The sequence below is a fragment of the Thermostichus sp. OS-CIW-30 genome (assembly GCF_054060215.1).
On sequence record NZ_JBSSCZ010000026.1, the window covers coordinates 21,803 to 45,889 of the forward strand.

Genomic DNA, 24,087 nt, shown 5'->3' on the forward strand with positions numbered 1-24,087 from the left:
TCTGAGGGATCCCTGGCGATGGCCACCTTCCTGCGGGATTGGAGCTATCAATTTCCTTGGCTTTACCGCAGCATCAGTCGCGGGGCTGCCCTGGCAGTGGGCGGATATGAGCGGTTGCGGAGATTGCCCATGCAAGGGATCCAGATTCATCCCCAGGAGCGGGTGTTGGATCTCTGCTGTGGCCCAGCTGAAGTAACCCCACTGTTGGCGGAGCTGAGCCAGCAGGTGGTGGGCCTGGATGCTTCCCCCAAAGCTCTAGCGGCAGCCCGCAAACGCCTTCCCCAGGTGGAGTTTGTGGAGGCCTTTGCCCAAGATATGCCCTTTCCCAATGCCAGCTTTGATTGGGTGCATACCAGCTTGGCTCTGCACGAATTGTCCTTCGCAGATTTGGAGCAGGTGCTGCGGGAAGTGTGGCGGGTGCTCAAGCCGGGGGGAGGACTCTTGATCCTGGATCTGCATGCGCCTCGGCAACCCCTGATCTGGCCTGGTCTGGCCCTCTTTCTGGCCCTTTTTGAAACCGAGACCGCCTGGGAGCTACTCAAGCTGGACTTGCCCGAGCATTTGCAGCAGCAGGGTTGGCAATCCATCCGGCAGACCCTCCACGCTGGGGGAGCTCTGCAGGTTATCCAGGCGCGAAAGCCTGCCGCCTGAGCTGCACCCCTGAGAGCGGCAGTCAGCCCTGGTGCCAAAAGGGAGTGCCGATGACAGGCGTACTGGGCTGAGCTGTTTCCTGAGGGATCATGGCCCCGGCCAGGTAGGCTCGGCGGCCTGAGCGCACCGCTTCTGCAAAGGCCTCGGCCATGGCCACCGGATCCCGGGCCAAGGCCACCGCCGTGTTTAGCAGCACCCCGTCGAAGCCCCACTCCATCACCTGGCAGGCATGGGAGGGCAGGCCCAAGCCGGCATCCACGATCAGCGGCGCCTCGATCCGCTCCCGCAGCAGGCGCAAGTTGTAGGGGTTGAGGGGGCCTTTGCCGGTGCCGATGGGGGCCGCCCAGGGCATCACCACCTCACAGCCAGCATCCAAAAGCCGCTGGCAGAGCACCAGGTCGTCGGTGCTATAGGGCAGCACCTTAAAGCCGCGCCGGACCAGCTCAGCAGCAGCAGTGGGCAGTTGCACGGGATCCGGCTGCAGCGTGTAGTCATCCCCGATCAACTCCAGCTTGATCCAGTCGGTGCCGAACACCTCCCGCGCCATCTCCGCCGTTGTGATCACCTCCTGCACGCTGTGGCAGCCGGCGGTGTTGGGCAGAACTGGGATCCCCATCTTCTGCAACAGAGCCCAGAACCTCTGGGAAGTTTCTGGCCCCAGTGCCCCTTGCCGCCGCAGAGAAACCGTCAACAAACAGGGCTGCGCGCGCGCCACCGCCTGCTCCAAAATGGCCGGCGAAGGGTAGCGAGCCGTACCCAACATCAGACGGCTGGGCAACGGTTGGCCATAGAGCACCAAAGGATCCTCATCGGCCAGAGTTGAGGGAGAGCAATGGAGAAGGGTGGACATGGCTGAGGCAGATAGAAAAGCGGACTTGAGCGCTAGCCGCCGGCAACCGGAGCGACGATCTCCACCTGGTCGCCTTCTTGCAGACGAGTTTGCTCGTATTGGGCACGCGGCACAAACTTCAGATTAACCGCTACCGCGAAAGGGCCGCTGGCCCCCACCTGAGCCACTGCCTCGGCCAAAGTGGTGCCTTCCGGCAAATCGTAAGGCTTTTGGTTGATCAAGACACGCATGGCAATGGGAACTCACCGGAAAGAGGGGCAGCCTGCACCTGAAAGGGGATCCCAAGCTGCTGAGCCAAGCGACAACTGCCCTGGTGGAGATACTCCAAGACAGCATCGTGGATGGCCGGGGAGATCAGAAAGCCATGGCGATAGAGGCCGTTGATCTGCAACAGGCGAGGTGAGCGCTCCACCACGGCTGGCAAATGGTCTGCCAAGGTGGGACGACATTGGCTGCCCAATTCCAGGATACGCGCTTCTGCAAAGGCAGGATGTACGGCGTAGGCGGCGCTGAGCAACTCCAAAGCCGAGCGAACGCTCACCGGCGAGCGATCCTCAGATTCGATTTCAGTGGCCCCCACTACGAACAGGTGTCCCGGCTTGGGAGCGATGTAGATCGGATAGCGAGGGTGCAACAGCCGGGTTGGGCGCCGCAAAGAGACTTCTGGGGCATACAGGCGCACCACCTCACCCCGAACTCCGCGCAGCAGTCTTGGCCCGCCCCATTCTTTTTGGGCCCCCAGGCCGCGGCAATCCAAAACCCAGCCTCCGGTTTGCTGCTGCCAAGCTTGGGCCTGCTCCAGATCCCAAGGGCAACCCCACTCCACTTCCACCTCGTGCTGCCGCAACTTGGCCAGCAGAGCCGACAACAGTTGGCGGTTGTCCAGTTGGCCCTCTTGGGGAAGATACAGGCCCTGCGCAAATCGCCCGGCTACCGACGGCTCCAGCTCGGCAATAGCCTGGGCATCCAGCGGCTGAGGGCGGGGGAGATGCGGGAGGTGTTCCCCCACAGCGGCCAGTAGCGCCGAGAAGCGCTTGGCTTCCCCGGCATCTTGGCGGTGCCAGAGGATCAAAGTGCCTTCTTGCTGAAAGAAAACCGGCTCTGGCAGGCTGGCCAGAAGGGCGGGCCAGCGGGAGAGGGCATAGTACCCCTGGGCCACCACACTGGCTTCGGCGACGGCGGACTCGGCCAAAGGAGCTAGCATAGCAGCGGCAAAATGGGCAGCGCTGCTCTCAACAGCAGCAGCAGGAGCCGCCTCCACAATGCGGACGGGATGCCCAACCTCGACAAGGCTGGCGGCCAACAAACGCCCCATCAGCCCAGCCCCGAGGACAAGGATGGGATCCCGCTGCGCTGCCCAAGGCAAAGTGATCCCTACTGCTGACGCAGCAGCGGATGGGCCCGTCAGGCTGGCTGCCGGATTTGTCAGAGAAGAGGAGGGTGGAAGGGTTAAAGTGCCCCGCACCACTGGCACGATGGATTCCATACTGGATCCCATGATAGGCTTTCCAGCTCGGCGATGAATCTGCTCCCACCTGTGCCTGCATTTGTTGATGGAGTGCTGGGCCAAGCTTCGCTGGAACGCCTTTTCACTTGGAGCTTTTTGTTTGATCTCGCTGTTGGTCTCCGGGATCCGTCTGGGGGTGCCGGTGTTGCTGGCGATGTTGGGGGAGGTGATCACGCAGTGTTCTGGCATTCTCAATTAAACCGGAATGAAACATTTCCCTCTAGCCCCCTTCTCCCCCTGAGAGAAGGAATGGGGGTGAGGGCAGTGGCGCGGAGCGTTTAGGGGGTGTCTCAATCTAGTTTGAAATGACTATAGTTCCCCTCTCCCTTGGTGGAAGAGGGGCTGGGGGCGAGGGGGGATCCCTTGGGCTGAGAAGCGCCAAGGGTGGAAGTCCGTCAGGCAGTGTAGTAGGCAGTGCCTTTATTGACGAAGTCCAGCGTATAGGCAGCCCGGTAGTTGATGGTTGGCTCAAATACGCCGGCCACCGTCATGCTGTCGAAGAAGTCTTGCCAGCGTTTGTCGGTCATGGCGCCAATGCCTTTTTCCAACGCATCGCCGGACAAGATGATGCCGTACTCCTGCAATTTCTCGAAGCTGTAGGCCAACTGGGCATCGGTCATCTCCGGGTTGTCCTGCTTGATCAAGCGATAGGCCGGACGGGGATCCTCCAAGAAGCTGTACCAGCCTTTGATAGAGGCATCCACGAATCGCTCCACCAAGTCGGGCTTGGTTTCCACCAGTTGGCGACGGGTTTCGATGGTGGTGGCATAGGGTTTGTAGCCCAAATCCGCCAGGAGGAAGACCACCGGCTCAAATCCCCCTTCCCGTTGGATGGCAAAAGGCTCGGATGTCAGATAGCCTTGCTGAGCTGAGCTGGGATCCGCCAAAAAGGGGCCGGGGTTGAAGTTGTAGGGACGAACCTGATCGTCGGTGAAGCCAAAGCGGGCCTTTAGGTAGGGCCAGTAGGTGGCAAGCCCCCCTTTCGAGACGAAAATGGGCCGGCCCTTGAGCTCTTCAAAGCGCTGGGTGCCGGGGTGGGTCATGATGATCTGCGGGTCTTTTTGAAAAATGGCCGCCACGCACACCAAGGGGATCCCTTCTCGCACAGCATTGATCACCCCTGTGCTTCCCCCCATGGCAAACTCGGCAGCTCCACCGGCCAAAACTTGGGTGATGTTGATGCCAGGGCCACCCATCTTGATGGTCACATCCAGGCCATGCTCGCGGTAGATGCCGGTCGCCACCGCCTGATAGAAGCCCCCATGTTCCGCCTGAGCATACCAGTTGGTAGCATAGGAAACGCGATCCAGGCCGGATCCCTGAGCCACGATCAGGGTGGGAGAGGGTTTGCGCTGAGCTTGGGCACCCCCTGCCGCCAACAGACCGCCCCCAAGGGCTGCGGCCCCCACCTTGAGAAGTTGACGGCGGCTCAGAGCCTTGGTGTTCGAGTCAGAGGGTTGAGACGAAGCCATAATCCATTCTCCCTAAGCTAATCCTTGCAAGGTGTGAGGGGGCTAAAGATGCAGGTACAGCCTATTGAGGGGCTACGGATACGGTTGTAAACCTACTTGTTCTAAACCTCATCGGAGTCAAGCCTCAGAAACACGATGTTTTGTATCCCTTAAGTTTTGTATCCCTTAATTTGTGAACAGGCTGTAACTTGCGACACCCCATTAAGCCAGAAACCCTTGGGCAGAGCGGTATCTCCGGCTACCGGCACTTGCAGACGAGAGCCGTTGGCGTTCGGTTCCATCGGCGGGAGGCCAAGCTGCCCTGGGGCCAGCACCTCAGTTCGCAAATGGCAAGAGGAACAAAACCCGAAACCAGCCTTGCCCTGGTCTATCCCAAACCTGTAGCCACCGAACATGACCGGCGCTCGAAGTAACCTGCAGATCTCATTCTGCCGCAATCTTGCTGGGTCAAAGAGCCCCACCCCTTGAGCATTTGCCGGAGCTGTTGGCAATTTATCCCCGGTCGGGATGGAGTTGCGGCCAATTGGAGAGCTTGCTTTCTAGAGCTTGCTTTCTGCTAAGGCAACCCGCTATGCTACCGCCCAGATTGAGGCATTCTCCCGTGGCAAGTCAGCAGCTTCGTGTTTATGTCCCCCCTCACCCGCTCATTAAGCACTGGCTAACCGTGGCTCGGGATGCGGAGACTCCCATGCCCCTGTTTCGCACGGCCATGTCGGAGCTGGGCCGCTGGCTAACCTATGAGGCGATGCGGGAGTGGATCCCCACCCAAACCGTTCAGGTGCAAACCCCTTTGGAACCCGTTGCCGCAGAGGTCATCGCGCCGGATACCCTGCTGGGCATTGTGCCTGTATTGCGGGCTGGCTTGGCGATGCTGGAAGGCTGTCAGGCTCTTTTGCCCCAGGCGCGGATCTTTCACATTGGCATGGTGCGGGATGAGGAAACGCTGCAGGCCAGTTGCTACCTCAATCGCCTTCCAGAGCGGATCCCTGAACAGATGCGCATTCTCATTCCCGAGCCGATGTTGGCCACCGGGGGCACGCTGCTCTGGGTTTTGGATGAGCTAAAAAAACGGGGGGCGGATCCCAGCTTGGTTAGAATTGTCAGCGCATTGGCAGCGCCCCCAGGGTTACAGCGGTTGGGATCCCACTACCCGATGGTGCAAATCTTCTGCGCCATGATTGACGAGCGGCTGAACGATCGAGGGTTCATTTTGCCCGGGCTGGGGGATGCAGGGGATCGTGCCTTTGGCACAGAAAACTAGCCACTGACCCACTCAATCTGTCTGTCTTCTCTGCTGCTGGTTTTTGAGCCAAGATCTTCGGCGACACACGCATTCTGTAGTGCTCAATCGAGCTTTTACCACTTCTGGCGCACGGATTGCCCATTCACCCAGATGCTGTGAGGGAGAGCATTTGGGGCTAATCCCCCTCAGGTTGGTCAAGCTATTGGATCATAGGTACTGTAGGACGCTTCAGCCGGTCGCGCTACTTGCAATTCTGACGGGGCCAGCGCCTTTCCCTTTCCTGCACCTATGCGACTTGTCCTTACCAGTTTGGATGGCAGCTTGCTGGATCTGGAGTCCAACAGCTATGGTGCTGCCCGACAAGCCTTGGCTGCCCTAGAGCGCCGCTCCATTCCCTTGGTGCTCTACAGCCTGCGCACCCGCGCTCAACTGGAACATGTGCGGCGGCAGTTGCGCCTGGAGCATCCGTTCATCTGTGAGGATGGCTCTGCCGTTTACGTTCCCGAGCATTACTTCCCGGCGGGCATCCTAGACGAGCAGTGGCAACACCGACCGCCCTACTACGTGTATGCTTTGGGTCTGCCCTATTCTCGCCTGCGCAGCATCCTGCAACAGGTGCGTCAAGAGTCCCACTTGGACTTGATCGGGTTTGGGGATTGGACTGCCTCTGAGCTGGCCGCTGCCACTGGGATCCCTTTGGAAGAGGCAGAGCGGGCGCAGCAGCGAGAGTACAGTGAGATTTTCAGCTATTCCGGGGATCCCGAAACCCTGCGGGAAGCTTTTGCCCAGCAAGAAGCCAACCTCACCCAACATCTGCTGCGGGTGCGTCAGCTCCACTTCTCCAGCCTGCCGCAATGGTATCTGACCGGATGGATACGGCCAACGATGGCCGCAGAACCCAATTTCTCGCCGGGGGAACAGGCGGTGCAGCGGCTGCTGGATTGCTACCAACGGCATCTGGGCCCTATCAAAGCTTTGGGCATTGGGTGTTCCCCGCCAGATGTGGCCTTTTTGCGGTGGACGGAGCAAAAAGTGGTGCTTCCCAGCCCCATTGCGGATAGCCTCTGGAGTGAGGCCCTGCCCCAATGGCAATTGGCTCAGCTCCCCGGCCCAGAGGGGTGGAATGAAGTGGTGTTGATGTGGTTGGAGGAAACAGATCATGGTGATGAATAAGCAGCAGAGCGGTTGTCAGGCTGTCCCCCTGGGCTTGAGAACGGCGGGATGCTTGCTGAGTTTGGCGATGGCCATGCCCGCCTACGCACAACCGCCCATGACCCTACTGACAGGAGAACCGACGGTCGCCCAACTGAAGGAAGACGGAGCCCGCTACCTGCAGATGGGCTTTCATACCTTGGCCATCAACGCCTACCGGAGCGCGATTGAACTGGAAGAAAAAACCTTGGTGCTGCCCAGCGAACGGGATCCCGATGTGCCTTTCAACCTCGGCTTGATCTACGCCCGTCAGGGCAAGCTGGCGGAGGCCCGCGCCGCCTTTCAACGCTCGGTGGAGGTGGATCCCAGTAGCTTTAAGGCCCGCTATCAACTGGCCTTGGTGGATCTCAAGCTGGGGAACCTGGTCGCTGCCAAAGAGCAGCTCACCCTCTTGGCCCATGCCGCCAGCAACCATCCCGAAACCCACAGCCATATTCAATCTTTACTGGCCACTCTGGAGTCTGTGCCCCTGCCCGGCCAACAAGGGAAAAACCCGGCTCGTCCTCCAGCCGTCGAGTCAGAAGCCGCCAAGCTCTTGCTCGAACCTCAGAAAACAGAAACAGCCGCCCTGCCAACTGCGACTGAAAAGAAAGGGCCAGAGGAAGAGAAACCCCTCTCGCTTCTGCAGCGGCTCCGCCAACAGGAGCGGGACTAGTTCTCTCTCGGCCCAGACTGACAACCCATGAAGGCATGTAGCTGGATGCCAGGGATCCCGTCACCGGGCCTTGGGCTAGGCTCGCCCCTTTTGGGGATCCGACTGAGAATCCTCGGGCTGGGGCCCTTTGGTGGTGAACACCGTGGTGAACATCATCAGCATGCCTCCCCCCAAGATCAGCAGGGCTAATCCGCCAAACATCCAATTCATCCAAGCTTGAACTTCCATGGGGGAGCTCTCCAGAATACGAGAATCCATTGGGCAGTTTTATCCTACATCTGGAGAAACGGTGCCCAGCAGCTACTGATTGGCTCGGTAAAGCAACCCCAGCCCTACGGCGGCACAGATCAAGTTGGGCAACCAAGCCGCCATTGCTGGCCCCAGCGTCCCAATTTGTCCCAGCGCCTGGGTGATGAACAGCAGCACATAGAAGGCAAAGATAATCAGCACACTGATGCCCAACCCCAAAGAGGAACCGGTGCGTTGCGGGCGCAATCCCAAAGGCACCCCAATCAGGGTGAACGCCAGACACGCAAAGGGAATGGCATACTTCTGGTTGAGGCTGACCTGTAGACGGCGCACCCGTTGCAGATCTCCAGAACTGGCGATCACCTCGATGTAATGCTTCAGCTCCCGAATGTTCATTTCCTCAGGGCTGCGAATCTCCTGAGCCAGCTCCAGCGGCGCGCGAGGCAGACGCAACTCCTGCCGGCTGAAGGTGGCAATGTTGCTGTAGGTGCCATCAGGAGAAACGATGTAGTTGGTGCCATCCTCAAACACCCAAAGATTCTCTTGGGGATCCCAGCGTCCCCGTTGGGCCAGCAGGATTTGGTTGAGCGCTTCGTTGGAAAAATCTAGGACGATAATGCCGCGCATTTGCTTCCCATCGAAGCTGCGGGCGTAGAACTGACGGGTTAGCCCTTGTCGCCGGGAAAAGGTGCCGTCCGGCTCAGGCATGAGGATCTCGCCAAATTCTTGGTAGAGGATATTCTCCCGCCGGAAGTCCGGATCCCGATTTAAAGCTCGATTCAAAGTCGTGGCCGCTTGGCGATTGCTCACCGGCACCACCAGCTCATTGAACAGAAACGTTAACGTCGTCACCAGCAAGCTGAGGACGAGGGCAGGCACCATGAGGCGGTAAAGGCTCACCCCGCATCCGCGCAAGGCCGTGATCTCGTTGTCGGCAGACAAGCGCCCATAGGCCAGCAACGTCGCCAGCAACATGGACATCGGGAACGTCAAAACGATGATCCCCGGCGCCCGCAACACAAACACCTGTAACGCCGCCGAAAGCGACAGACCCGCTTCCACCACCAGGCGCACCAGCTCAAACAGGGATCCCACCGCCATCACCAAGGTTGTGAAAGCTCCCACCCCAAAGAGAAACGGCAGCAGCATCTCCGAGAGGACATAGCGATCCATCAGGCCCACCGCGCAAACGAGGGAGAGCCTGTGGTCAGGCCGCTCGCGGGAACGGGCAGGAGGGAGAGAATGAAGTTTCACGCAACCCGAGGAAGTAGTAGGCAGGACAGCCGAAGGCTGTTAACGACTCTAGACCGGAACACTGGGCAATGAAAGGCTATCGCCTTCCTTTCTCAACCTAACCCGCCTATGATCGACCCCAAGTAAGCTCAGGCATAGAATTGGGCCGGGTTTGTCTTGGGAAGACTTTCGACATGGTTTCCTCCTCTTCCCCCTCCTGCAATCTTAGGAGTTTGCTGGAGCGGCTCCTGGAGCTGCGGCAGCAGGTTGTAGAGGGATCCCAGAAATACTTGGCCGCTTGGGGCTGCCTTACGAGCCCTCCTGCGGCCATCCACAACCTGGCGCGCTACCTGGCGCTGCGCCAACAGGATCTGCGCAGCTTGCAACTGGAGCTAGCGGCTGCGGGGCTGTCCTCGCTGGGGCGCTGTGAGTCGCGGGTTCTGGAGAGCCTGGATGCGGTGATTGCTATTTTGGCAGCCACCCAGGGTTTGACCCATACGGCACCCAGCTATGAAGAGTTTTACGCCGGGGATACGGCACTAGAGCAGCACGCCGAGGCGCTGTTTGGCCCTCCTTCTCCCCATCGCCGCGCGCGCATCATGGTGACCCTGCCCAGCGAAGCCGCCGAGCAGCCGGAGCTGTTGCTGCAGTTGTTGGAGCGGGGCATGAACGTGGCCCGCATCAACTGCGCCCACGACGAGCCCTCGGTGTGGGAGAAAATGGTGGCCCACTTGCGCCAGGCCGAAGCCCAGACCCAACGGCGTTGCAAGATTTTGCTGGACCTGGCTGGCCCCAAGATCCGCACCGGCCCAGTGGCCATGCCCCCCGGCAAAACCAAGGTGTACCGCGGGGATCGCATCCTGCTCACCGCGAAGGTTCCTGAGGCCAGCGCCGATATCTCCTGCCAGGTGACCTGCAGCCTGCCGGAGGTTTTGGCGCACCTGCAAGTGGGGGCAACCGTTTGGATCGACGACGGCAAAATCGGCGCCCGCGTGGTAAGGATCGAGCCGGCAGGCGTGGTGCTGGAGGTGGACAAAGTTGCCCCTCAGGGCAAGAAGTTGCGAGCAGAAAAAGGCCTCAATTTTCCTGACAGTCAGCTCCAGATCCGTTCCCTTACCGACAAAGACTGCCAAGACCTGGACTTTGTGGTGCGGCATGCCGACTTGGTGGGCTATTCCTTCGTCCAGCAGCCCGCGGACTTGCAGTTGCTGGTTTCTGAGCTGGAGCGGCGGCAGGCTCGCCCCGATCTGGGCTTGATCCTCAAGATGGAAACGCAGCGGGCGGTGAAAAACCTGCCGGCCTTGATCGCGACCGTTGCCGGCTGCCGGCCCCTGGGGGTGATGATTGCCCGTGGCGACCTCGCCGTGGAGATCGGTTGGCTGCGCTTGGGCGAGATCCAGGAGGAACTGCTGTGGATCTGCGAGGCAGCCCAGGTGCCGGTGGTCTGGGCTACCCAGGTGCTGGATCAGCTCACCAAGGAGGGCTTGCCCTCGCGGCCTGAGCTTTCCGATGCGGTGATGTCTGCCCGCGCCGAATGTGTGATGCTCAACAAGGGCCCCTACCTGCTGGAGGCGGTTGCCCTCCTGGACGAGCTGCTGGCTCGGATGCAGACCCACCAGCACAAGAAAAGCCAACGCCTGCGAGCTCTGTACTCCTGGAGGTGACCTGGAGCTGCCCTAGAGACGGAACTTCTCCCCCAGGTAATACTTGCGCACCAAGGGATCCGCCGCCAGCTCCGCCGCCGTGCCCTTGGCCAAAATGGCCCCGTCGTTGAGGATATAGGCCCGGTCGGTGATCTCCAGCGTCTCCCGCACATTGTGGTCAGTAATCAAAACACCGATGCCCCGCTGCTTGAGCTTGGCCACCACCTCCTGAATATCCGCCACCGCGATGGGATCCACCCCCGCAAAGGGCTCATCCAGCAGCAGAAATTTCGGCCCGTGGATCCCAGCGGCCAAGGCACGGGCGATCTCCGCTCGGCGACGCTCCCCCCCCGATACCTGCAGGCCCAGGCTGCGGGCCACGTGGGCGATGCGAAACTCCTCCAGCAGTTGGTTGAGCCGCTGCTGCCAGAGGCGGCGAGGCACCCCCGTTTGCTCCATGATCAGCAGCAGGTTGTCTTGGATGCTGAGGCGACGAAAAATACTCGGCTCCTGGGCCAGGTAGCCGATCCCCAATTGAGCCCGGCGATGCATGGGCAGGTGGGTGATGTCTTGGTCATCCAACCAGACATGGCCGCGGTTGGGCTGGATCAGGCCAGTCATGATGTAGAACGTGGTGGTTTTCCCCGCCCCATTGGGGCCCAGGAGCCCCACGATTTCCCCCTGCTGAATGTTCAGGCTAACGTCGCTCACCACCTCACGGCGGCCATAGCGCTTACAGATGTTTTCTAAGTAGATCTGCATAGGGCCGGCACAGGGCTGCTGATCAATGCTTACTGATTCTGTAGGGCTGATTCTCTCCAACCGACAGGGATCCCGGCTGCCGCAGCGCACAGGCTACTTCCTCAAAGATGCCCCAAACCCCGCCCACAATCCAGGGGAGTGTAGGCAAAGTGGATCCCTCTCAAGCCAACTGGAGGGATCCTTAATGGGGTTCTCATATAGCTCACGGCAACTGCTCGCCCCCCTCAAAATGGGATCATTTCACTAGGGGATCCCTGGCCTTCCCATGCTTCGCTGCCCAGCTTGCTACTGGCTCAACTCCAACTCCGATTATCGCTGTCGTCGCTGTGGGCACTTTTTGCGCCATCGCCCGCTTCCTGTTGCCGAGAAACTCAACCCAAGAAGGCCAACAACCAGCCCTGCCGGCTGGCGGGAAATCCGCTGGGATCGCGTCCTGACTTCCTCGGCAATACTCGGGGTTTTGGTGGGGTTGGGGCAACTGTCTTGGCATTGGGTGCAGCTGCTGCTCAAAGATCCACCCCTTCCCAGTGTTGGCAACGGCCCGGCAGCTTCGGGACGATAGGACTCCAAACGTCATCCCGCCCTGAGAGAGCCTGCTATCAGGTGGGCCAGACAGACCTGCGGAGTGGCCGAAGCCAGAAGATGCCACTATCATGTGACCAGCGCAGAACCATCCCCCTCTGCTGTGTCCCTTCACGTAAACCTTCAAAATTGTGAGGCTTGGTAACCATGAACCTCAATCTCAAAGTTCCCGCCATTTGGGCACTACTGGCCACGGCAGCCTTGGCTTCCTCTGCCGCAGCCACAACCTACAACTCTTGTTTTATGCGCTACCTCATGGCTTCCCGCACCTGTCCCAACTGCCGCCTGGGATCCATTGAGCTGAGCAATCTGGATTTGGCGGAGGCCAATTTCAGCGGTTCCGATCTCATCGAGGCCAATCTGGAGCGCACCATCTTGACGGGCGCCGATCTCAGCCAGTCTTACCTGGTGGGGGCCAATTTGCGGCGGGCTCAATTGGGGGGAGCCAACCTGAGTGGCGCTTACCTGGAGGGGGCAGACTTGCGGGGGGCCAACCTGCGGGGGGCCGATCTCTCTTCTGCATCCCTGTACGGCGCCGACTTGCGGGGGGCCGATCTACGCGACGCCAACCTGGTTGGGGCTGACCTGCGCTTTGCTCGCACCTGGGGCGCACGCCTGCAGGGTGCCGTTCGGGAATAGTGCCAAAGGCCGAAGCCAGCTTCCCCTCTCCCTCTCTGGGAGAGGGACTAATGAATAACGCGTACTAATTGCGTAATGCGGATGGCGAGACTCGAACTCGCAAGGCAAAGCCACACGCCCCTCAAACGTGCGCGTATACCAATTCCGCCACATCCGCTTCCGAGCCTAACCATCATAGCGACAGAGGGGTGGAGTTGTTAAGGGCATTGGCCATTTTGCAGCTATGGCTTGTCCTGCCTCGGCAAAGTTAAGGCAACTCCACCGACGTGGGCTTGGAAGCGTGGGGCAGTCCCCACCCCAACTTCTCTCGCATAACCCGGAAAAATTCCGGTCGGCGCAGGCGCATCAAATCTGTCCAATAGGGGGCACGTACCACCCGAATCTGGTCTTCCGGCATGATGTAGCAGCCGGCATTTCCATCTACCACCAAAACCAGTGGCTGAGGGGTAACGGGGCTAATCCATACCTCCTCCGAATCGGGGAAGACCAAGGCCCGCGACGCCATGGAATGGGGGCAGATGGGAATCAGCTGCAAAACCGGCACCCCCGGTGTGATCACCGGCCCACCCGCCGAGAGGGCATAGGCCGTCGAGCCGGTGGGAGTAGCCAAGATGACTCCGTCGGCAGCCACATCCAGAGGTGAGTGATCCCCGATGGTGATCTCGAAGTGGCACATGCTGGTCAAAGGCTCGCGGTGCAGCACCATCTCGTTTAAGCTCAAGACCTCCCAGCGCAATTCTTGCCCTCGGTAGGCTTGCACCAGCAACATGCTGCGGCGATCCAGGGTGTATTCCCCGGCAATGGCGGCACTGGCTGCCTCTTCTAGGTGAGGAAGGTAGGTCTCCGTCAGAAAGCCCAGATGGCCCGTATTCACCGCCAACAAGGGGATCCCTTTGGGGGCCAGTTGCCGTGCTGCTGCCAAGACGGTGCCATCTCCCCCCAACACCACCGCAAACTTCATGGTTTGATCAAATCCAGCCGGGGCCAGGCTATCTACTTTGGTCAGGCAGATGGGGCTGTCGGGCTTGGCATAACCGAGGATACCGCCCCAGTTGGGGGCCACACAGACTTCCCAGCCCTGCTCCTGAAACCAGCGGGCTAGGGTTTCGCTGCTGCGTTTGGCGGCGGGTTTGGCGTCGTTGTAGAGGATCCCGGCTTTGGGCTTGGTCATGGGCAATGGGAAGGCAGAGGTGCCAAAACTCTATCAGTTCTGCAGGCCCCTCTGCTGGCCAGGTGATCCATTCCACAATTTCTGCCAGCAGACTTCGCTGATACATTGACGCTGAACAAGACGGGTAGCTTGCATGGCGAGGCCATACACTGCTGCCCGGGGCTGCAGCGATTGCATCCTGCTCGTTGCCAATCGGCAGCTCAACCCTGGCAGGGCAAGAAGCTACGAGAAGCTACGAGGAAAAACGAGTGACGGCAGGTTGGAACGAGTACCTCAATCGACAGGGCGACCCCGGTACATCAGTCGGTACTTCACCTGCGGGGTCAAGTCTTTTTGCCCTGGATCCCCTTCCGCGGTGATGGGTTGTGGAGGGGCGGTGGGAGAGTGGGCGCTCGGCTGCGGGGGAGGGGTGGAAGAAGATGTACGGCTGACCTCCGCCGGCCATAAGCCCGCTTGCTTCAGAGCCCTGTGGAGCGCCTCCGTGTCAATAGGCAAAAACCACCTGGCAGCCTCGTAAATCCGTTCGAGGGAGTGGAGAAGGTCGCCGGCCTCCGCCAAGCCAGGGATCACATCTGCTGCCCCCTGGTAGATTGCCCAGCGCCGCTCTGCGGGCTCGATGTGGCGGCGGGGGTGATGAGTCAGGATAACAGGGATGTTGGGCAGCTTGCTTTGACACTCTCGACAAAAGGCATAGGGGTTAAACAGCCCCGTCGTCATGTCCACCACCATCAGATCCAAATCCAGAGGCTGACTTGCTGCCACCTCCAGCAGATCTTCACGTGGGGAAATCGGCACCACAGAGTGCCCCTGAGACTCCAGCCCCAACTGCCAGAGATGAGATTGCAAGGGCTGGCCCTGAGCTAGCAGTATGGTTTTTCTCACAGTGGATGGAGATATGCGAGTAGAAGGAAAGGCAAAGGCTTGCACCACTTAATAATCCGTCGTACGCCAGAATCTTGTGCGGGGCGCAATGTAGCATTCTTAGGGGAAGCAAATGGTAACCGGATATACAGATATACAAGTATTGCGGTTTAAGCCCGACGCTCCATACCCTTAAACCTGGATCCCCAGCAGCCGACAGCCCATTTCTGGGTGCGGCCTGTCCAATGGCCTCAATGTTTCTCCTGCTCAACCCAATCTGGGATCCCTTCTTTCTCGCTTTCCAATTCAGCTTGCAGGGCCTGCAACTCTTCTGGGGAGAGGGAGCGGAGCCTCTCTTGAATCTGCTGGGTCTCGAAGCTGGCCCATTGAGCCTTCAGGGTCATTTCCCCACGCAGCACCCGCTTCAGGTAGCCAAAAGTCCACCCCAAGCAGGCCAATAGAAGCACCACGCTCGATATCTGCTGCGCGGCCCTCGTATCCAAGCCCGCCCAAAGCAGCAGGCCATAGAGGATCCCTCCCCCCAACAGCAGGGCTAAGCCTATAGCAAGAACATCCAATCTGCGCATGGCTCAGTGAACCGACAAACGGCTGACCTTACAGCGACCGGGGCTTGGGCCGAAACGTCATGAAGGGAGCCAAGAGCACCATGCCGGGAAAGAAAAACAAGACCAAGAAAAACATCAGCACCTTTTCCCAAGCACTGCCTGAAGTCCAGCGTTTGTCCACGTACAGCAGAGACAACAGAGGCAGCACCAGCAGATAGAGAACAGCCAAACCGGCATAAGTTAACCCGATCAACGATGGAGTAGAAGCCATGTCGAGTGCGTCCTGCAGCTATTTGACCTGTGTCCAACAAGTCTAACAGCATTGTTAACGGCATTGTGAAGAGATTTGTCGGCTGAAGGAAGTCGGTAACTCGGCCAACTGACTACAAACTGGTGCTGATCGCCCCAACGGGGCAGGTGGCAACACACTGTTCGCACATGACACAGCGGTTGCGAGAGAACTCCAGCTTCCAGTTGGGAGCAGAAATCTTCAAGGCCTCGGTTGGGCAAACTCCCGTACACAATCCACAGTCCACGCACAAGTCTGGGTCGATTTGAATTTCCTTGGCCCGTTCAGTCACCTCAATGCCCAAAGACTGTACCCATTCCAATCCTGCTTCCACCTGGTCGATATCCCCCGACAGCTCCACCACCAAAGTACCCACTTCGTTGGGGGCTACCCTGGCGCGCACGATATTGGCAGCCACATCGAAGTCTTTGGCCAACCGATAGGTGAGAGGCACATTCACCAAATGGCGGGGGAAAATGAGGGTGACTCGTTTGCGCACGGATCTTGAGTGTTTTGAGTGCAGCAACTTCCTTCAGTATGGCAGGCTTGTGAGGTTCAGTTTGGCCGTGAATGCAGCTCACTTCCACCCTCCACAGGACACCCAAGGCGAACCCCACAGCGGTAGGGCGGGGCTTTGAACCCAGTTTTTCGGTGAGCTCAGCTTCTTGGGAAGATCACCAGAGGCAGCGCGTGAGACAACGGCGCCATTATCAGCGTGCCCCTCTCACCAAAAGCTATCTGTGGAAGCCGACCCAGAGCCTGCCACAATAGGATGGAGAGCGTCCCCGATCCCTATGAACCCATCTTTTGCTCAGCCCCGTCTCAACTCAGAGCAGTACCGCCAGATGCTGGTGCGGGATGGCGAACGTCGCTTCCGCGAGTGGCACACTGCCTTCCTCAAGTATCAACAGCAGTTTTTGCAAGAGATGAAGCAACTGCGTCTCCAGGGTTCCTTGCATCGCTGAATGGTTAATGCCCACCGTCCCCACCTTGCACCCGCTGCCAGTCTTCTCCAAGCCCGATCCCTCCCCAAGGCCTACGGCCTGCCAAGGCGAACGGCAAGAAACCTTGGAATTGCTGGAGTGGCCCCGCCTTTGTCAGCACTTGGCCACCTTTGCGGCCACACCCTTGGGCCGCCGCGCCTGCTTGGAGCTGGATCCCTGGCAGAGCCGCGCCGACAGCGAAGCCTACCTTGAGCAGACGGAAGAGGCGATCCGCCTCGATCGCACACAGGCCGGGGGACTTTCTATGGCAGGGATCCACAACTTGCTGCCGGCTTTGGAACGGGCCGAACGGGGGGGGATCCTGAGCGGGGAAGAGCTGGTGCAGATCGCTACAACTCTGGGGGCAGCCCGCCGCATCCGCCGCCTGATCGACGACCACGACCATCTGCCACGCTTGCAAACTTGGGTGAGCACCCTGCGCACCTACCCGGAGCTGGAGCAGGAGATCTTCCGCTGCCTGGAGGAACATGGCGAGGTGCGGGACAGCGCCAGCCCTACCCTTGCGGATCTGCGCCAGCAGCAGCGGCGGCAACGCAGCCAGATCCAAGAGCAGCTGCAACAATTGATGAGCCAGTATCCCCAGGCGCTGCAGGATACCCTGATTGGCCAGCGGCAGGGGCGGTTTGTCCTGATGGTCAAGGCCACCCATCGGGATCTCATCCGCGGCATTGTGCATGACAGCTCTGCCAGTGGGGCCACCCTCTATGTGGAGCCCTACGCCGTGGTGGAACTGGGCAACCGCTGGCGAGAAACCCAAGTTCAGATTCAGGCGGAGGAAGAGCGGATCTTAGCCGCGCTCTCGGCTCAGGTGGCAGCCGTGGCCACCGATCTGGAGCATCTGCAGGGGGTGATGGTGGGGTTGGATGTGGCTCTGGCTCGGGGTCGCTACAGCCTCTGGCTGGAGGGCAATCGTCCCCAGTTTGTCTCGGCAGGATTGCGCCTGCGTCAGGCCAAGCACCCCCTGCTGCTCTGGCAGTCCCGCGCCGCCGCCCCTTCGGAGGGTCAAGGCTCTGCCGTTGTCCCTATCGACTTCACCCTCGCGGACTCCATTCGTGTCGTGGTTATCACCGGCCCCAACACCGGCGGCAAAACCGTTGCCCTGAAAACCCTGGGCCTGCTGGTGCTCATGGCCAAGGCGGGGATCTTCCTGCCGGCTCAGGATCCGCCCCAGCTGCCTTGGTTCGACGGGGTTTACGCCGACATTGGGGACGAGCAGTCGCTGCAACAAAATCTCTCCACCTTTTCGGGGCACATCCGCCGCATCAGCCGCATCGTGCAGGCCCTGCAGTCTGCTCCGGAGCCGGCCCTTGTCCTGTTGGATGAGGTGGGGGCGGGCACGGATCCCACCGAAGGCGCTGCCCTGGCGGCTGGGCTATTGGAGTACCTCTCGGAAAGGGCACTGCTCACCCTGGCTACCACCCACTACGGCGAGCTAAAGGCCCTGAAATACCAACATCCCTGCTTTGAAAATGCCTCGGTGGAGTTCGACGAGGTCACCCTGGCCCCCACCTATCGCCTCTTGTGGGGGATCCCAGGCCGCTCCAACGCCTTGGCCATTGCCCAACGGCTGCAGTTGGATCCAGAGATTCTGCGGCGGGCCCAGCGGCACCTGCAAGGGGAAAGCCAGGTGGATAGGGTCATTGCCGGCCTGGAAGCGCAGCGGGCTCAATTGGAAGAGCGGGCGGCCCAGGTGGGATCCCTGCATCGAGAGCTGGAGAGCCTATATCAACAAATGCAACAGCGTAGCCGCCAAATCGCCGAGCGAGAAGCCCGGCTGGAGCAGAAGCAAAACCAAGAACTGCAAGCCCTGTTGGCTGCTGCCCGTCAGGAAGTGGCTGCCGCCATCCGCAGATTGCAGCAGGGAGAGGATCCCCAACGCATTACTGCCGAGCTGGCGCAAATCCAGCAGCGCTACTCTCCCCCACCGCCGCCCGTGGATATGGAGTTTGTGCCAGAGGTGGGAGATCGGGTGCGGCTGAGAGGCTTGGGTCAGACGGGGGAAGTGATCGCCATCGAAGGGGATGTGTATGTGGTGCGCAGCGGCATCCTCAAATTCACAGTGCCACGGGGGCAGTTGGATCCCATTGACGAACACCAGGCTAAGCAACGCCAACGCCCCAAAGCCCCACCTCCCTCCCCTGCAGCCACCGCTCCCCTGAACCTGCGCACCAGCCAGAACACCCTCGATCTGAGGGGGAAAACCGTTGCTGATGCTGAGGCCATTCTGGAACAGCACTTTGCCCAAGCTCCTCCCGGCCCGGTTTGGATCATCCACGGCCACGGCACAGGGCGCCTGAAAGCCGGCGTCCAGGCTTATCTCCAAAATCACCCGCGCGTTCAGCGTTTTTCAGCCGCTGATCCCGAAGACGGCGGTACTGGAGTGACCGTGGCTCATTTACAGTGAGGCTTGTACAGTGAGGCTTGCCAGTGCCAGAAGGGAGTAGGGGTGGTCGCGTTGGCATTCTCGAGTCGGAGACCGGACAAGTGCCGGGCAATGTCTCAAGCTTGACTGTGGAGCACTGCCGCTGCTGAGCTGACGGGCTGGGATCCCTTCTGTTGCCGCTGGCTTTGCCAGAGCCAGTAGCCCCGCACCAGTTGGCTATCCCCAATGAGCTTCAACATCACCGCCACCGTTGCACCTGTCCAACTGAGAGGCCCAAAGGCGGCGCCTGCTGCTGCCAACAGCGCCAACCCAGAAAGATTTAGCCCCAAGCCTTGCACCCACATCCACAAGACAGTCTCGCGCTCTGACATCTGTCAGCTCCTAGAGGAGAAATAGGATAGCCCTACTGTCCTGAATCTGAGCAGAGACGGGGATGGGGTTGAACCTTGGCACGGCTGCCCAAAGCTGCACACTTGGGGGGGGCGGTACTCCCTAGGGATTGGCTGCTTGACCCATCCACTCCTGCAATCGGGCCAGGGCCAGCCGCTTTTGGGCGGCAGAGCGTACCGTACCCTCCGTGAGCCGATTGAAGCCATGCACCAACCCCTTGCCCCCCAAAGCCACCAGCGTCACCCGATGGGTTTGGCCTGGCTCAAAACGCACCGCATTGCCGGAAGGAATGTTGAGGCGCATGCCAAAGCTGGCGGCGCGATCGAAAACCAGGGCTCGGTTCACCTCAAAAAAGTGAAAATGGGATCCCACCTGAATGGGCCGATCCCCTCGGTTGGTAACCTCCAGGGTCACGGTGGCCCGCCCGACGTTGGCCTGGATGGGATCCTCTGCCAGCAGCAGTTCCCCTGGGATTAGGGCTGGCTCCGCGTTGGCGCCAGGCGTGGTTTTGGATTTGCGGCCAGAGGGCATGGGGACAACCTCCTGAAGTTTTTCGGTCTTTGGAGCATCTGGGGGATCCCTAGCGAATGGGGTGGTGTAGGGTAACCAGCTTGGTTCCGTCGGGGAAAGTAGCCTCCACTTGAATTTCCGAGATCATCTCTGGGATCCCGGGCATCACGTCCTCGCGGGTCAGCCACGTCAGCCCCTCGCTCATCAATTGGGCGACTGTTTTCCCCTCCCGCGCCCCTTCCAAGACTGCTGCGCTCAAGTAGGCCACCGCCTCAGGGTAATTGAGTTTGAGGCCCCGCTGCCGCCGATCCCGAGCCAACTGGGCAGCCAGGTAGATCAACAACTTGTCTTTCTCCTGGGGGGATAAGTACATGGGACAACCTCAAAGATACAAAAGGATACAGGGGGGACAGCAGCAGGCCCAGTTGGCCTAGAGTTGACCGAACTCATGCGCAGAAATCCCCAGTCTTGGCGCAGCGGACTGTTGCTACGCAACAAGGTGGCTAGCCGTAGTTCATCTTCTACCACCTCTGGGCAAAAAAGGGGAGCCCAGGCTACAAGAGATTTCACTCTCTCCTGCACAAGCAGCAGTCTCAACCTCTTCCGACATCGGGTTTTGCAACTTCCTTCCTAGGCAACCCGCTATATAAAGAGTAACAATAGATGCATATAGATTAGAAGATGTAAAAGTCTGTCTGGATTCCTATCTCAGCTCTGAGTTGGTTTATCCTGGAGCAATTTACCGGCTCTGTATTAACAGTTTCCTTTGATAGGCGTTGACTGGGTTCTTTTGATCGGCTATGAAACTCGAACTGACTCCCCGCCAGCGGAAGATTCTCTGGGCGACAGTGCGTAGCTACATTGCTACAGCTGAACCTGTCGGTTCCAAAACCTTGGCCCAGTCCTACAACTTTGGGGTAAGCACGGCCACCATTCGCAACGACTTGGCCACCCTTGAGCAAGTGGGATTGCTGTTTCAGCCTCACACCTCCGCCGGACGGGTTCCTTCCGACTTTGGCTATCGGGTTTATGTCAACGATTTGTTGACCTCTGCCAACAGCGGTGGGATCCCTCACGATGCTCCTCAGCCGGATCCCCATCCCGCTCTGCAACAGTTGATGGATCAGCTTGGCCGTGAGCTGGGAGACGACCTAGACAGCCTCCTGCAAAGGGTAGCTCAGCTTTTGGCCCATCTGAGCGGTTGCATTGCTCTCATCACTCCTCCTCAGGGGCCGGTGGTAGCCATTCATCATGTGCAGTTGGTGTCGGTAGCGCCAGGGCGGGTGATGGTGTTGGTGGTAACCGACTCCTATCAAACCCATTCAGCTCTGGTCAGCCCCCCCGACTGGCCCAGCGACTCCCGAGAGGATTTGGAAGATGAATTGCAATTGCTCAGCAACTTTCTCACCCTGAAGCTGCGGGGCAAAACCTTTGCCGAGTTGCAGGATCTGAGCTGGCTGAAACTGGATGAAGAATTTCGTACCTACGGCCATTGGCTCCAGCAACTGCTGCGCTCGGTGGTGCAACGCTGTCTACAGCCCTCTCTGGGGCAGGTGTTCAGTGCCGGTATGGCCGAGTTGATGCGTCAGCCGGAGTTTTCCCAGGCCCGGCAGGTGCAGGCAGTGATGCAGTTGATCGAGGAGGGAGCCAAGCAACTTCAGGGGATGATTGGGCTCCATTTTGCCGATGGGGGTTTGCCCTCTCTGCCGAGCTCAACGGAGATGGATCAGGAGTCGGGACAGTCTGCCCGCAAGACCCCGGTGATCATCTACATTGGCAGCGAGAATCCACTGGAGTCTCTGCACCACTGTACGGTTATCGCCTCCACTTACCACCGTCGCTCAGCTCCTCTGGGTACGGTCACCTTGCTGGGGCCGACCCGAATGGCCTACGAGCGCAGCATTGCTGCTGTGCAGGCGGTGGCCTCTCATCTGACCCGAGCTCTTGCCTAAGGGATCCCATGAAGGCAGGCAGGGTCTGGGTTGCACCTGAGCAATAACAAGCTGTGGCCAGGCTCTCTCCTCTCCACCTGCGGGTACAGTGCGCCATTCGGCAGCGGCAACTTCTTCACCCTGGCCAGCGGCTGCTGGTGGCTTTTTCGGGCGGGCAAGATTCTTTTTGCCTGCTCCAAATCCTGCGGGATCTACAGCCTCGCTGGGGCTGGCAGATATTTGTTCTGCATTGTGATCACCGCTGGTCGGCAGATGAAACGGAGTGTGCCCGCTTTTTGCAGGGGTGGCTGCAGCAGCAGGGACTACCTCATGCTGTTGAGACTGCGGATCCCATCCGCCGAGATGAGGCAGGGGCCAGGGCTTGGCGCTACCAACAACTGGAGAAATGGGCCCGCACCTGGGACTGCAGCGCCGTGGTGATGGGGCATACGGCCAGCGACCGGGCCGAGACATTTTTATGGAACTTGCTGCGAGGGACAGGAGCCGCCGGGCTGAGCAGCCTAGATTGGCAGCGTCGCCTGGACGACCGGGATCCCACCTCTGCCCAGGTGGTGCGACCCCTGCTGGGTCTATACCGTTGGGAAACCGAACAATTTTGCCAGCAGCACCAATTGCCGGTCTGGCCGGATCGCAGCAACCAAGATCTGGCCCATGGCCGCAACCGTCTCCGCCTGGAGGTGATGCCCTACTTGAAGCAGCACTTTAATCCGCAACTGGAAGCGGCCCTGAATCGGGCTGCCACGCTGCTCCAAGCAGAACATGAGCTGGTGGTAGCCCAAGCAGCTCAGCTATGGCAGCAGGTGTATGAGCCCGCTTTGCCAGGGCTGCGACGGGATCCCTTGCGGGCTGCCCCCTTGGCTCTGCAGCGGCAGGTGATGTTTCAATTTTTGTCTTTGGTGCTGCCCCACCACCCCACCTTTGACCAGGTAGAAGCCGGGATCCAGCTCTTAAAAGCAGACCGAGGCAGCCGTAGCCCCGATTATCCAGGTGGGCACTGGCTGGAAGTGAAAGGGGATCACTTGGTTTGTTTCCATTAATTTTTCCATTAATTCCACTTCCCCGAAGGGAAGCAACCACTCGATCCGTCATCTCTCCCCTCTCCACCTTCCAGTTTCCATTAATTCCACTTCCCCGAAGGGAAGCGACTGGCCGGCATACTTGTTACCAGCTCCGGATAAACCACGTTTCCATTAATTCCACTTCCCCGAAGGGAAGCGACTGATTCATTAATAGTAAGTATCACCACTGATTGTGGCAATACTTGGATACGATTAGCATCTTATGGTAATAATACAGGCCCGAGTCCATTGGCTACAGCACCTGATATGACCACTGCATTTGTACCTACCCCATCACAATGGGCAACCAAGACAATAGATTTAAGCCCGTATGCTTCTCAAACCGCCGCCGGAATCAGATTCCAATTGCGAAGTGGATGGGGAAATGTTACTTATCTGGATGATATAAACATTAGTGCTGCAACCAATACACCACCAAGCGCTTCTTTTAATGTTTCATCAACTAACATCTGTGCAGGGCAAAGTATTACATTTACCAATACATCTACCAATGCTACTTCCTATAGCTGGTCCTTCCCCGGCGGAACTCCTTCAACAAGTACAGCTGCCAGTCCTACTGTAACATTTAATTCAGCGGGGACATATACTGTAACATTAACAGCTAGCAATTTAAACGGAACAAACACGGCAACAGCCAGTATTGTGGTGAATCCTTTGCCCACACCTACTATAAGTGGTGGCGGTACTATTTGTCAGGGAAGCTCTGTAAATCTTACTGCTTCTGGTGGTAATAGTTTTACTTGGAATACAGGTGCTAATACTGCTTCCATCAATGTAAGCCCTGCATCCACTACTACCTATACCGTTACAGCCACAGCTACTAACGGATGTACAGCAACTGCGACTGCATCGGTTACAGTACTTAACTGTTCTTCGGTGGATGAAGTGATGAATACCTCCAACTTTTTGGTGTATCCCAATCCGGCTACTGATATGATTACCATTGCTCTGCAATTGGCTTCTGCCGAACCGTTGAAAGGAGAACTGATAACAACACTGGGTCAGGTGTTGCAGCAATTTACCATTGCTCCATCTCAGCAGCAAATAACTTTGATCACAGACGGATTGTCTTCTGGAATTTATCTTCTTAGAATATCTGACGGAAAACAAGCGATAACACAACGCATCATGGTTGTAAAATAAATCAGAAAGCCCCGGTTACAGGGCTTTTTTGTTTGTGTTTT

The 24,087-nt window shown here is 58.8% G+C and carries 27 protein-coding genes and 1 tRNA gene; 12 read left to right on the forward strand and 16 right to left on the reverse strand.

What is annotated here, in order from left to right; translation table 11 throughout:
- Positions 1-18: 18 nt before the first annotated feature.
- Complete coding sequence (locus ACVWZF_RS11275; protein ID WP_414416753.1) at positions 19-651, forward strand: class I SAM-dependent methyltransferase; 633 nt, start codon at positions 19-21, stop codon at positions 649-651.
- Between the two features lie 22 nt (positions 652-673).
- Here ACVWZF_RS11275 and ACVWZF_RS11280 read toward each other — a convergent pair whose 3' ends face one another.
- From ACVWZF_RS11280 to ACVWZF_RS11295, 4 genes are all read right to left on the reverse strand, one after another.
- Positions 674-1,501, reverse strand: coding sequence for a thiazole synthase (locus ACVWZF_RS11280; protein ID WP_457411474.1), 828 nt, complete (start codon positions 1,499-1,501; stop codon positions 674-676).
- Between the two features lie 32 nt (positions 1,502-1,533).
- Complete coding sequence (thiS, locus tag ACVWZF_RS11285; RefSeq protein WP_457387925.1) at positions 1,534-1,731, reverse strand: sulfur carrier protein ThiS; 198 nt, start codon at positions 1,729-1,731, stop codon at positions 1,534-1,536.
- The gene (locus ACVWZF_RS11290; protein WP_457411489.1) at positions 1,719-2,867 is read right to left on the reverse strand and encodes an FAD-dependent oxidoreductase; all 1,149 of its coding nucleotides are present in this window, start codon (positions 2,865-2,867) and stop codon (positions 1,719-1,721) included. Before ACVWZF_RS11290 ends, thiS begins: the two co-directional genes overlap by 13 nt.
- 536 nt (positions 2,868-3,403) lie before the next feature.
- Positions 3,404-4,480 (reverse strand): ABC transporter substrate-binding protein, encoded by a 1,077-nt coding sequence (locus ACVWZF_RS11295; RefSeq protein WP_011433957.1) that lies wholly within the window; start codon positions 4,478-4,480, stop codon positions 3,404-3,406.
- Between the two features lie 571 nt (positions 4,481-5,051).
- Here ACVWZF_RS11295 and upp point away from each other — a divergent pair.
- The 3 genes from upp to ACVWZF_RS11310 all read left to right on the forward strand — a co-directional run bounded on the left by upp (position 5,052) and on the right by ACVWZF_RS11310 (position 7,590).
- Positions 5,052-5,741, forward strand: coding sequence for a uracil phosphoribosyltransferase (upp, locus tag ACVWZF_RS11300; protein WP_011433955.1), 690 nt, complete (start codon positions 5,052-5,054; stop codon positions 5,739-5,741).
- Between the two features lie 270 nt (positions 5,742-6,011).
- Complete coding sequence (locus ACVWZF_RS11305; RefSeq protein WP_457411476.1) at positions 6,012-6,896, forward strand: hypothetical protein; 885 nt, start codon at positions 6,012-6,014, stop codon at positions 6,894-6,896.
- Positions 6,883-7,590, forward strand: coding sequence for a tetratricopeptide repeat protein (locus tag ACVWZF_RS11310; protein WP_457411477.1), 708 nt, complete (start codon positions 6,883-6,885; stop codon positions 7,588-7,590). Before ACVWZF_RS11305 ends, ACVWZF_RS11310 begins: the two co-directional genes overlap by 14 nt.
- A 75-nt stretch (positions 7,591-7,665) precedes the next feature.
- On the opposite strand, the gene ACVWZF_RS11315 is transcribed toward ACVWZF_RS11310, so the two are convergent.
- A complete protein-coding gene (locus tag ACVWZF_RS11315) occupies positions 7,666-7,818 on the reverse strand; it encodes a hypothetical protein (RefSeq protein WP_414328994.1) in 153 nt (50 codons plus the stop codon).
- A gap of 72 nt (positions 7,819-7,890) precedes the next feature.
- A complete protein-coding gene (locus ACVWZF_RS11320; protein ID WP_414344403.1) occupies positions 7,891-9,012 on the reverse strand; it encodes an LptF/LptG family permease in 1,122 nt (373 codons plus the stop codon).
- Positions 9,013-9,266: 254 nt separating this feature from the next.
- Between ACVWZF_RS11320 and ACVWZF_RS11325 the strand changes: the two genes are divergently transcribed.
- Positions 9,267-10,736, forward strand: a complete 1,470-nt coding sequence (locus ACVWZF_RS11325) for a pyruvate kinase (protein WP_041436732.1) — start codon at positions 9,267-9,269, stop codon at positions 10,734-10,736.
- A 12-nt stretch (positions 10,737-10,748) separates the two neighbouring features.
- Here ACVWZF_RS11325 and lptB read toward each other — a convergent pair whose 3' ends face one another.
- Complete coding sequence (gene lptB / locus ACVWZF_RS11330; RefSeq protein WP_457411478.1) at positions 10,749-11,477, reverse strand: LPS export ABC transporter ATP-binding protein; 729 nt, start codon at positions 11,475-11,477, stop codon at positions 10,749-10,751.
- A 265-nt stretch (positions 11,478-11,742) separates the two neighbouring features.
- On the opposite strand from lptB, the gene ACVWZF_RS11335 reads away from it, so the two are divergent.
- Positions 11,743-12,039 (forward strand): hypothetical protein, encoded by a 297-nt coding sequence (locus ACVWZF_RS11335; protein ID WP_457411479.1) that lies wholly within the window; start codon positions 11,743-11,745, stop codon positions 12,037-12,039.
- Between the two features lie 167 nt (positions 12,040-12,206).
- Entirely contained in the window at positions 12,207-12,698 is a 492-nt protein-coding gene (locus ACVWZF_RS11340; RefSeq protein ID WP_041436730.1) for a pentapeptide repeat-containing protein, read from the forward strand.
- 76 nt (positions 12,699-12,774) lie between these two features.
- Here the strand turns inward: ACVWZF_RS11340 and ACVWZF_RS11345 are convergent.
- The 6 genes from ACVWZF_RS11345 to ACVWZF_RS11370 form a co-directional block, all read right to left on the reverse strand.
- A tRNA-Leu gene (locus ACVWZF_RS11345) sits at positions 12,775-12,855 on the reverse strand.
- Between the two features lie 90 nt (positions 12,856-12,945).
- Positions 12,946-13,869 carry an NAD(+) kinase gene (locus tag ACVWZF_RS11350; RefSeq protein ID WP_011433945.1) on the reverse strand — a complete coding sequence of 308 codons (924 nt, stop codon included), beginning with the start codon at positions 13,867-13,869 and terminating at the stop codon, positions 12,946-12,948.
- A gap of 273 nt (positions 13,870-14,142) precedes the next feature.
- Positions 14,143-14,715, reverse strand: coding sequence for a DNA-binding transcriptional response regulator (locus ACVWZF_RS11355; RefSeq protein WP_187147234.1), 573 nt, complete (start codon positions 14,713-14,715; stop codon positions 14,143-14,145).
- Between the two features lie 266 nt (positions 14,716-14,981).
- Complete coding sequence (locus ACVWZF_RS11360; protein WP_011433943.1) at positions 14,982-15,317, reverse strand: DUF3007 family protein; 336 nt, start codon at positions 15,315-15,317, stop codon at positions 14,982-14,984.
- 28 nt (positions 15,318-15,345) lie between these two features.
- Positions 15,346-15,567, reverse strand: coding sequence for an NAD(P)H-quinone oxidoreductase subunit L (gene ndhL / locus ACVWZF_RS11365; protein WP_011433942.1), 222 nt, complete (start codon positions 15,565-15,567; stop codon positions 15,346-15,348).
- A 112-nt stretch (positions 15,568-15,679) separates the two neighbouring features.
- Positions 15,680-16,084 carry an NIL domain-containing protein gene (locus ACVWZF_RS11370; RefSeq protein WP_011433941.1) on the reverse strand — a complete coding sequence of 135 codons (405 nt, stop codon included), beginning with the start codon at positions 16,082-16,084 and terminating at the stop codon, positions 15,680-15,682.
- A gap of 295 nt (positions 16,085-16,379) precedes the next feature.
- On the opposite strand from ACVWZF_RS11370, the gene ACVWZF_RS11375 reads away from it, so the two are divergent.
- Together ACVWZF_RS11375 and ACVWZF_RS11380 are read left to right on the forward strand one after the other, a co-directional pair.
- Positions 16,380-16,550: a hypothetical protein gene (locus ACVWZF_RS11375; RefSeq protein WP_187147233.1), complete on the forward strand. Its 171-nt coding sequence runs from the start codon at positions 16,380-16,382 to the stop codon at positions 16,548-16,550.
- A 7-nt stretch (positions 16,551-16,557) separates the two neighbouring features.
- On the forward strand, positions 16,558-18,993 hold the full coding sequence (locus ACVWZF_RS11380) for an endonuclease MutS2 (protein ID WP_083757661.1): 2,436 nt from the start codon (positions 16,558-16,560) through the stop codon (positions 18,991-18,993).
- A gap of 95 nt (positions 18,994-19,088) precedes the next feature.
- Here the strand turns inward: ACVWZF_RS11380 and ACVWZF_RS11385 are convergent, their stop codons facing one another.
- The 3 genes from ACVWZF_RS11385 to ACVWZF_RS11395 all read right to left on the reverse strand — a co-directional run bounded on the left by ACVWZF_RS11385 (position 19,089) and on the right by ACVWZF_RS11395 (position 20,245).
- Positions 19,089-19,343 carry a hypothetical protein gene (locus ACVWZF_RS11385; protein ID WP_011433939.1) on the reverse strand — a complete coding sequence of 85 codons (255 nt, stop codon included), beginning with the start codon at positions 19,341-19,343 and terminating at the stop codon, positions 19,089-19,091.
- A gap of 121 nt (positions 19,344-19,464) precedes the next feature.
- On the reverse strand, positions 19,465-19,893 hold the full coding sequence (locus ACVWZF_RS11390) for an urease subunit beta (protein WP_414383119.1): 429 nt from the start codon (positions 19,891-19,893) through the stop codon (positions 19,465-19,467).
- A gap of 49 nt (positions 19,894-19,942) precedes the next feature.
- Positions 19,943-20,245 carry an urease subunit gamma gene (locus tag ACVWZF_RS11395; RefSeq protein WP_457411481.1) on the reverse strand — a complete coding sequence of 101 codons (303 nt, stop codon included), beginning with the start codon at positions 20,243-20,245 and terminating at the stop codon, positions 19,943-19,945.
- A gap of 427 nt (positions 20,246-20,672) precedes the next feature.
- Between ACVWZF_RS11395 and hrcA the strand changes: the two genes are divergently transcribed.
- From hrcA to ACVWZF_RS11410, 3 genes are all read left to right on the forward strand, one after another.
- Positions 20,673-21,824 (forward strand): heat-inducible transcriptional repressor HrcA, encoded by a 1,152-nt coding sequence (gene hrcA, locus ACVWZF_RS11400; protein WP_414344420.1) that lies wholly within the window; start codon positions 20,673-20,675, stop codon positions 21,822-21,824.
- Positions 21,825-21,877: 53 nt separating this feature from the next.
- Positions 21,878-22,861, forward strand: coding sequence for a tRNA lysidine(34) synthetase TilS (gene tilS / locus ACVWZF_RS11405; RefSeq protein WP_457411482.1), 984 nt, complete (start codon positions 21,878-21,880; stop codon positions 22,859-22,861).
- 288 nt (positions 22,862-23,149) lie between these two features.
- On the forward strand, positions 23,150-24,046 hold the full coding sequence (locus tag ACVWZF_RS11410) for a T9SS type A sorting domain-containing protein (RefSeq protein WP_414328748.1): 897 nt from the start codon (positions 23,150-23,152) through the stop codon (positions 24,044-24,046).
- The last annotated feature ends 41 nt before the right edge of the window (positions 24,047-24,087 follow it).

What these genes read in the sequence shown, in the direction of transcription:
- thiS (WP_457387925.1), bottom strand. Translation starts at nt 1,731, where the DNA reads ATGCGTGTCTTGATCAACCAAAAGCCTTACGATTTGCCGGAAGGCACC.
- ACVWZF_RS11380 (WP_083757661.1), top strand. Translation starts at nt 16,558, where the DNA reads ATGCCCACCGTCCCCACCTTGCACCCGCTGCCAGTCTTCTCCAAGCCC.
- ACVWZF_RS11340 (WP_041436730.1), top strand. Translation starts at nt 12,207, where the DNA reads ATGAACCTCAATCTCAAAGTTCCCGCCATTTGGGCACTACTGGCCACG.
- ACVWZF_RS11315 (WP_414328994.1), bottom strand. Translation starts at nt 7,818, where the DNA reads ATGGAAGTTCAAGCTTGGATGAATTGGATGTTTGGCGGATTAGCCCTG.
- ACVWZF_RS11390 (WP_414383119.1), bottom strand. Translation starts at nt 19,893, where the DNA reads ATGCCCTCTGGCCGCAAATCCAAAACCACGCCTGGCGCCAACGCGGAG.
- upp (WP_011433955.1), top strand. Translation starts at nt 5,052, where the DNA reads ATGCTACCGCCCAGATTGAGGCATTCTCCCGTGGCAAGTCAGCAGCTT.
- ACVWZF_RS11395 (WP_457411481.1), bottom strand. Translation starts at nt 20,245, where the DNA reads ATGTACTTATCCCCCCAGGAGAAAGACAAGTTGTTGATCTACCTGGCT.
- ACVWZF_RS11310 (WP_457411477.1), top strand. Translation starts at nt 6,883, where the DNA reads ATGGTGATGAATAAGCAGCAGAGCGGTTGTCAGGCTGTCCCCCTGGGC.
- ACVWZF_RS11295 (WP_011433957.1), bottom strand. Translation starts at nt 4,480, where the DNA reads ATGGCTTCGTCTCAACCCTCTGACTCGAACACCAAGGCTCTGAGCCGC.
- ACVWZF_RS11385 (WP_011433939.1), bottom strand. Translation starts at nt 19,343, where the DNA reads ATGTCAGAGCGCGAGACTGTCTTGTGGATGTGGGTGCAAGGCTTGGGG.
- ACVWZF_RS11280 (WP_457411474.1), bottom strand. Translation starts at nt 1,501, where the DNA reads ATGTCCACCCTTCTCCATTGCTCTCCCTCAACTCTGGCCGATGAGGAT.
- ACVWZF_RS11320 (WP_414344403.1), bottom strand. Translation starts at nt 9,012, where the DNA reads ATGGATCGCTATGTCCTCTCGGAGATGCTGCTGCCGTTTCTCTTTGGG.
- ACVWZF_RS11325 (WP_041436732.1), top strand. Translation starts at nt 9,267, where the DNA reads ATGGTTTCCTCCTCTTCCCCCTCCTGCAATCTTAGGAGTTTGCTGGAG.
- ACVWZF_RS11375 (WP_187147233.1), top strand. Translation starts at nt 16,380, where the DNA reads ATGAACCCATCTTTTGCTCAGCCCCGTCTCAACTCAGAGCAGTACCGC.
- ACVWZF_RS11275 (WP_414416753.1), top strand. Translation starts at nt 19, where the DNA reads ATGGCCACCTTCCTGCGGGATTGGAGCTATCAATTTCCTTGGCTTTAC.
- ACVWZF_RS11350 (WP_011433945.1), bottom strand. Translation starts at nt 13,869, where the DNA reads ATGACCAAGCCCAAAGCCGGGATCCTCTACAACGACGCCAAACCCGCC.
- ACVWZF_RS11335 (WP_457411479.1), top strand. Translation starts at nt 11,743, where the DNA reads ATGCTTCGCTGCCCAGCTTGCTACTGGCTCAACTCCAACTCCGATTAT.
- ndhL (WP_011433942.1), bottom strand. Translation starts at nt 15,567, where the DNA reads ATGGCTTCTACTCCATCGTTGATCGGGTTAACTTATGCCGGTTTGGCT.
- ACVWZF_RS11410 (WP_414328748.1), top strand. Translation starts at nt 23,150, where the DNA reads ATGACCACTGCATTTGTACCTACCCCATCACAATGGGCAACCAAGACA.
- ACVWZF_RS11305 (WP_457411476.1), top strand. Translation starts at nt 6,012, where the DNA reads ATGCGACTTGTCCTTACCAGTTTGGATGGCAGCTTGCTGGATCTGGAG.
- ACVWZF_RS11360 (WP_011433943.1), bottom strand. Translation starts at nt 15,317, where the DNA reads ATGCGCAGATTGGATGTTCTTGCTATAGGCTTAGCCCTGCTGTTGGGG.
- lptB (WP_457411478.1), bottom strand. Translation starts at nt 11,477, where the DNA reads ATGCAGATCTACTTAGAAAACATCTGTAAGCGCTATGGCCGCCGTGAG.
- hrcA (WP_414344420.1), top strand. Translation starts at nt 20,673, where the DNA reads ATGAAACTCGAACTGACTCCCCGCCAGCGGAAGATTCTCTGGGCGACA.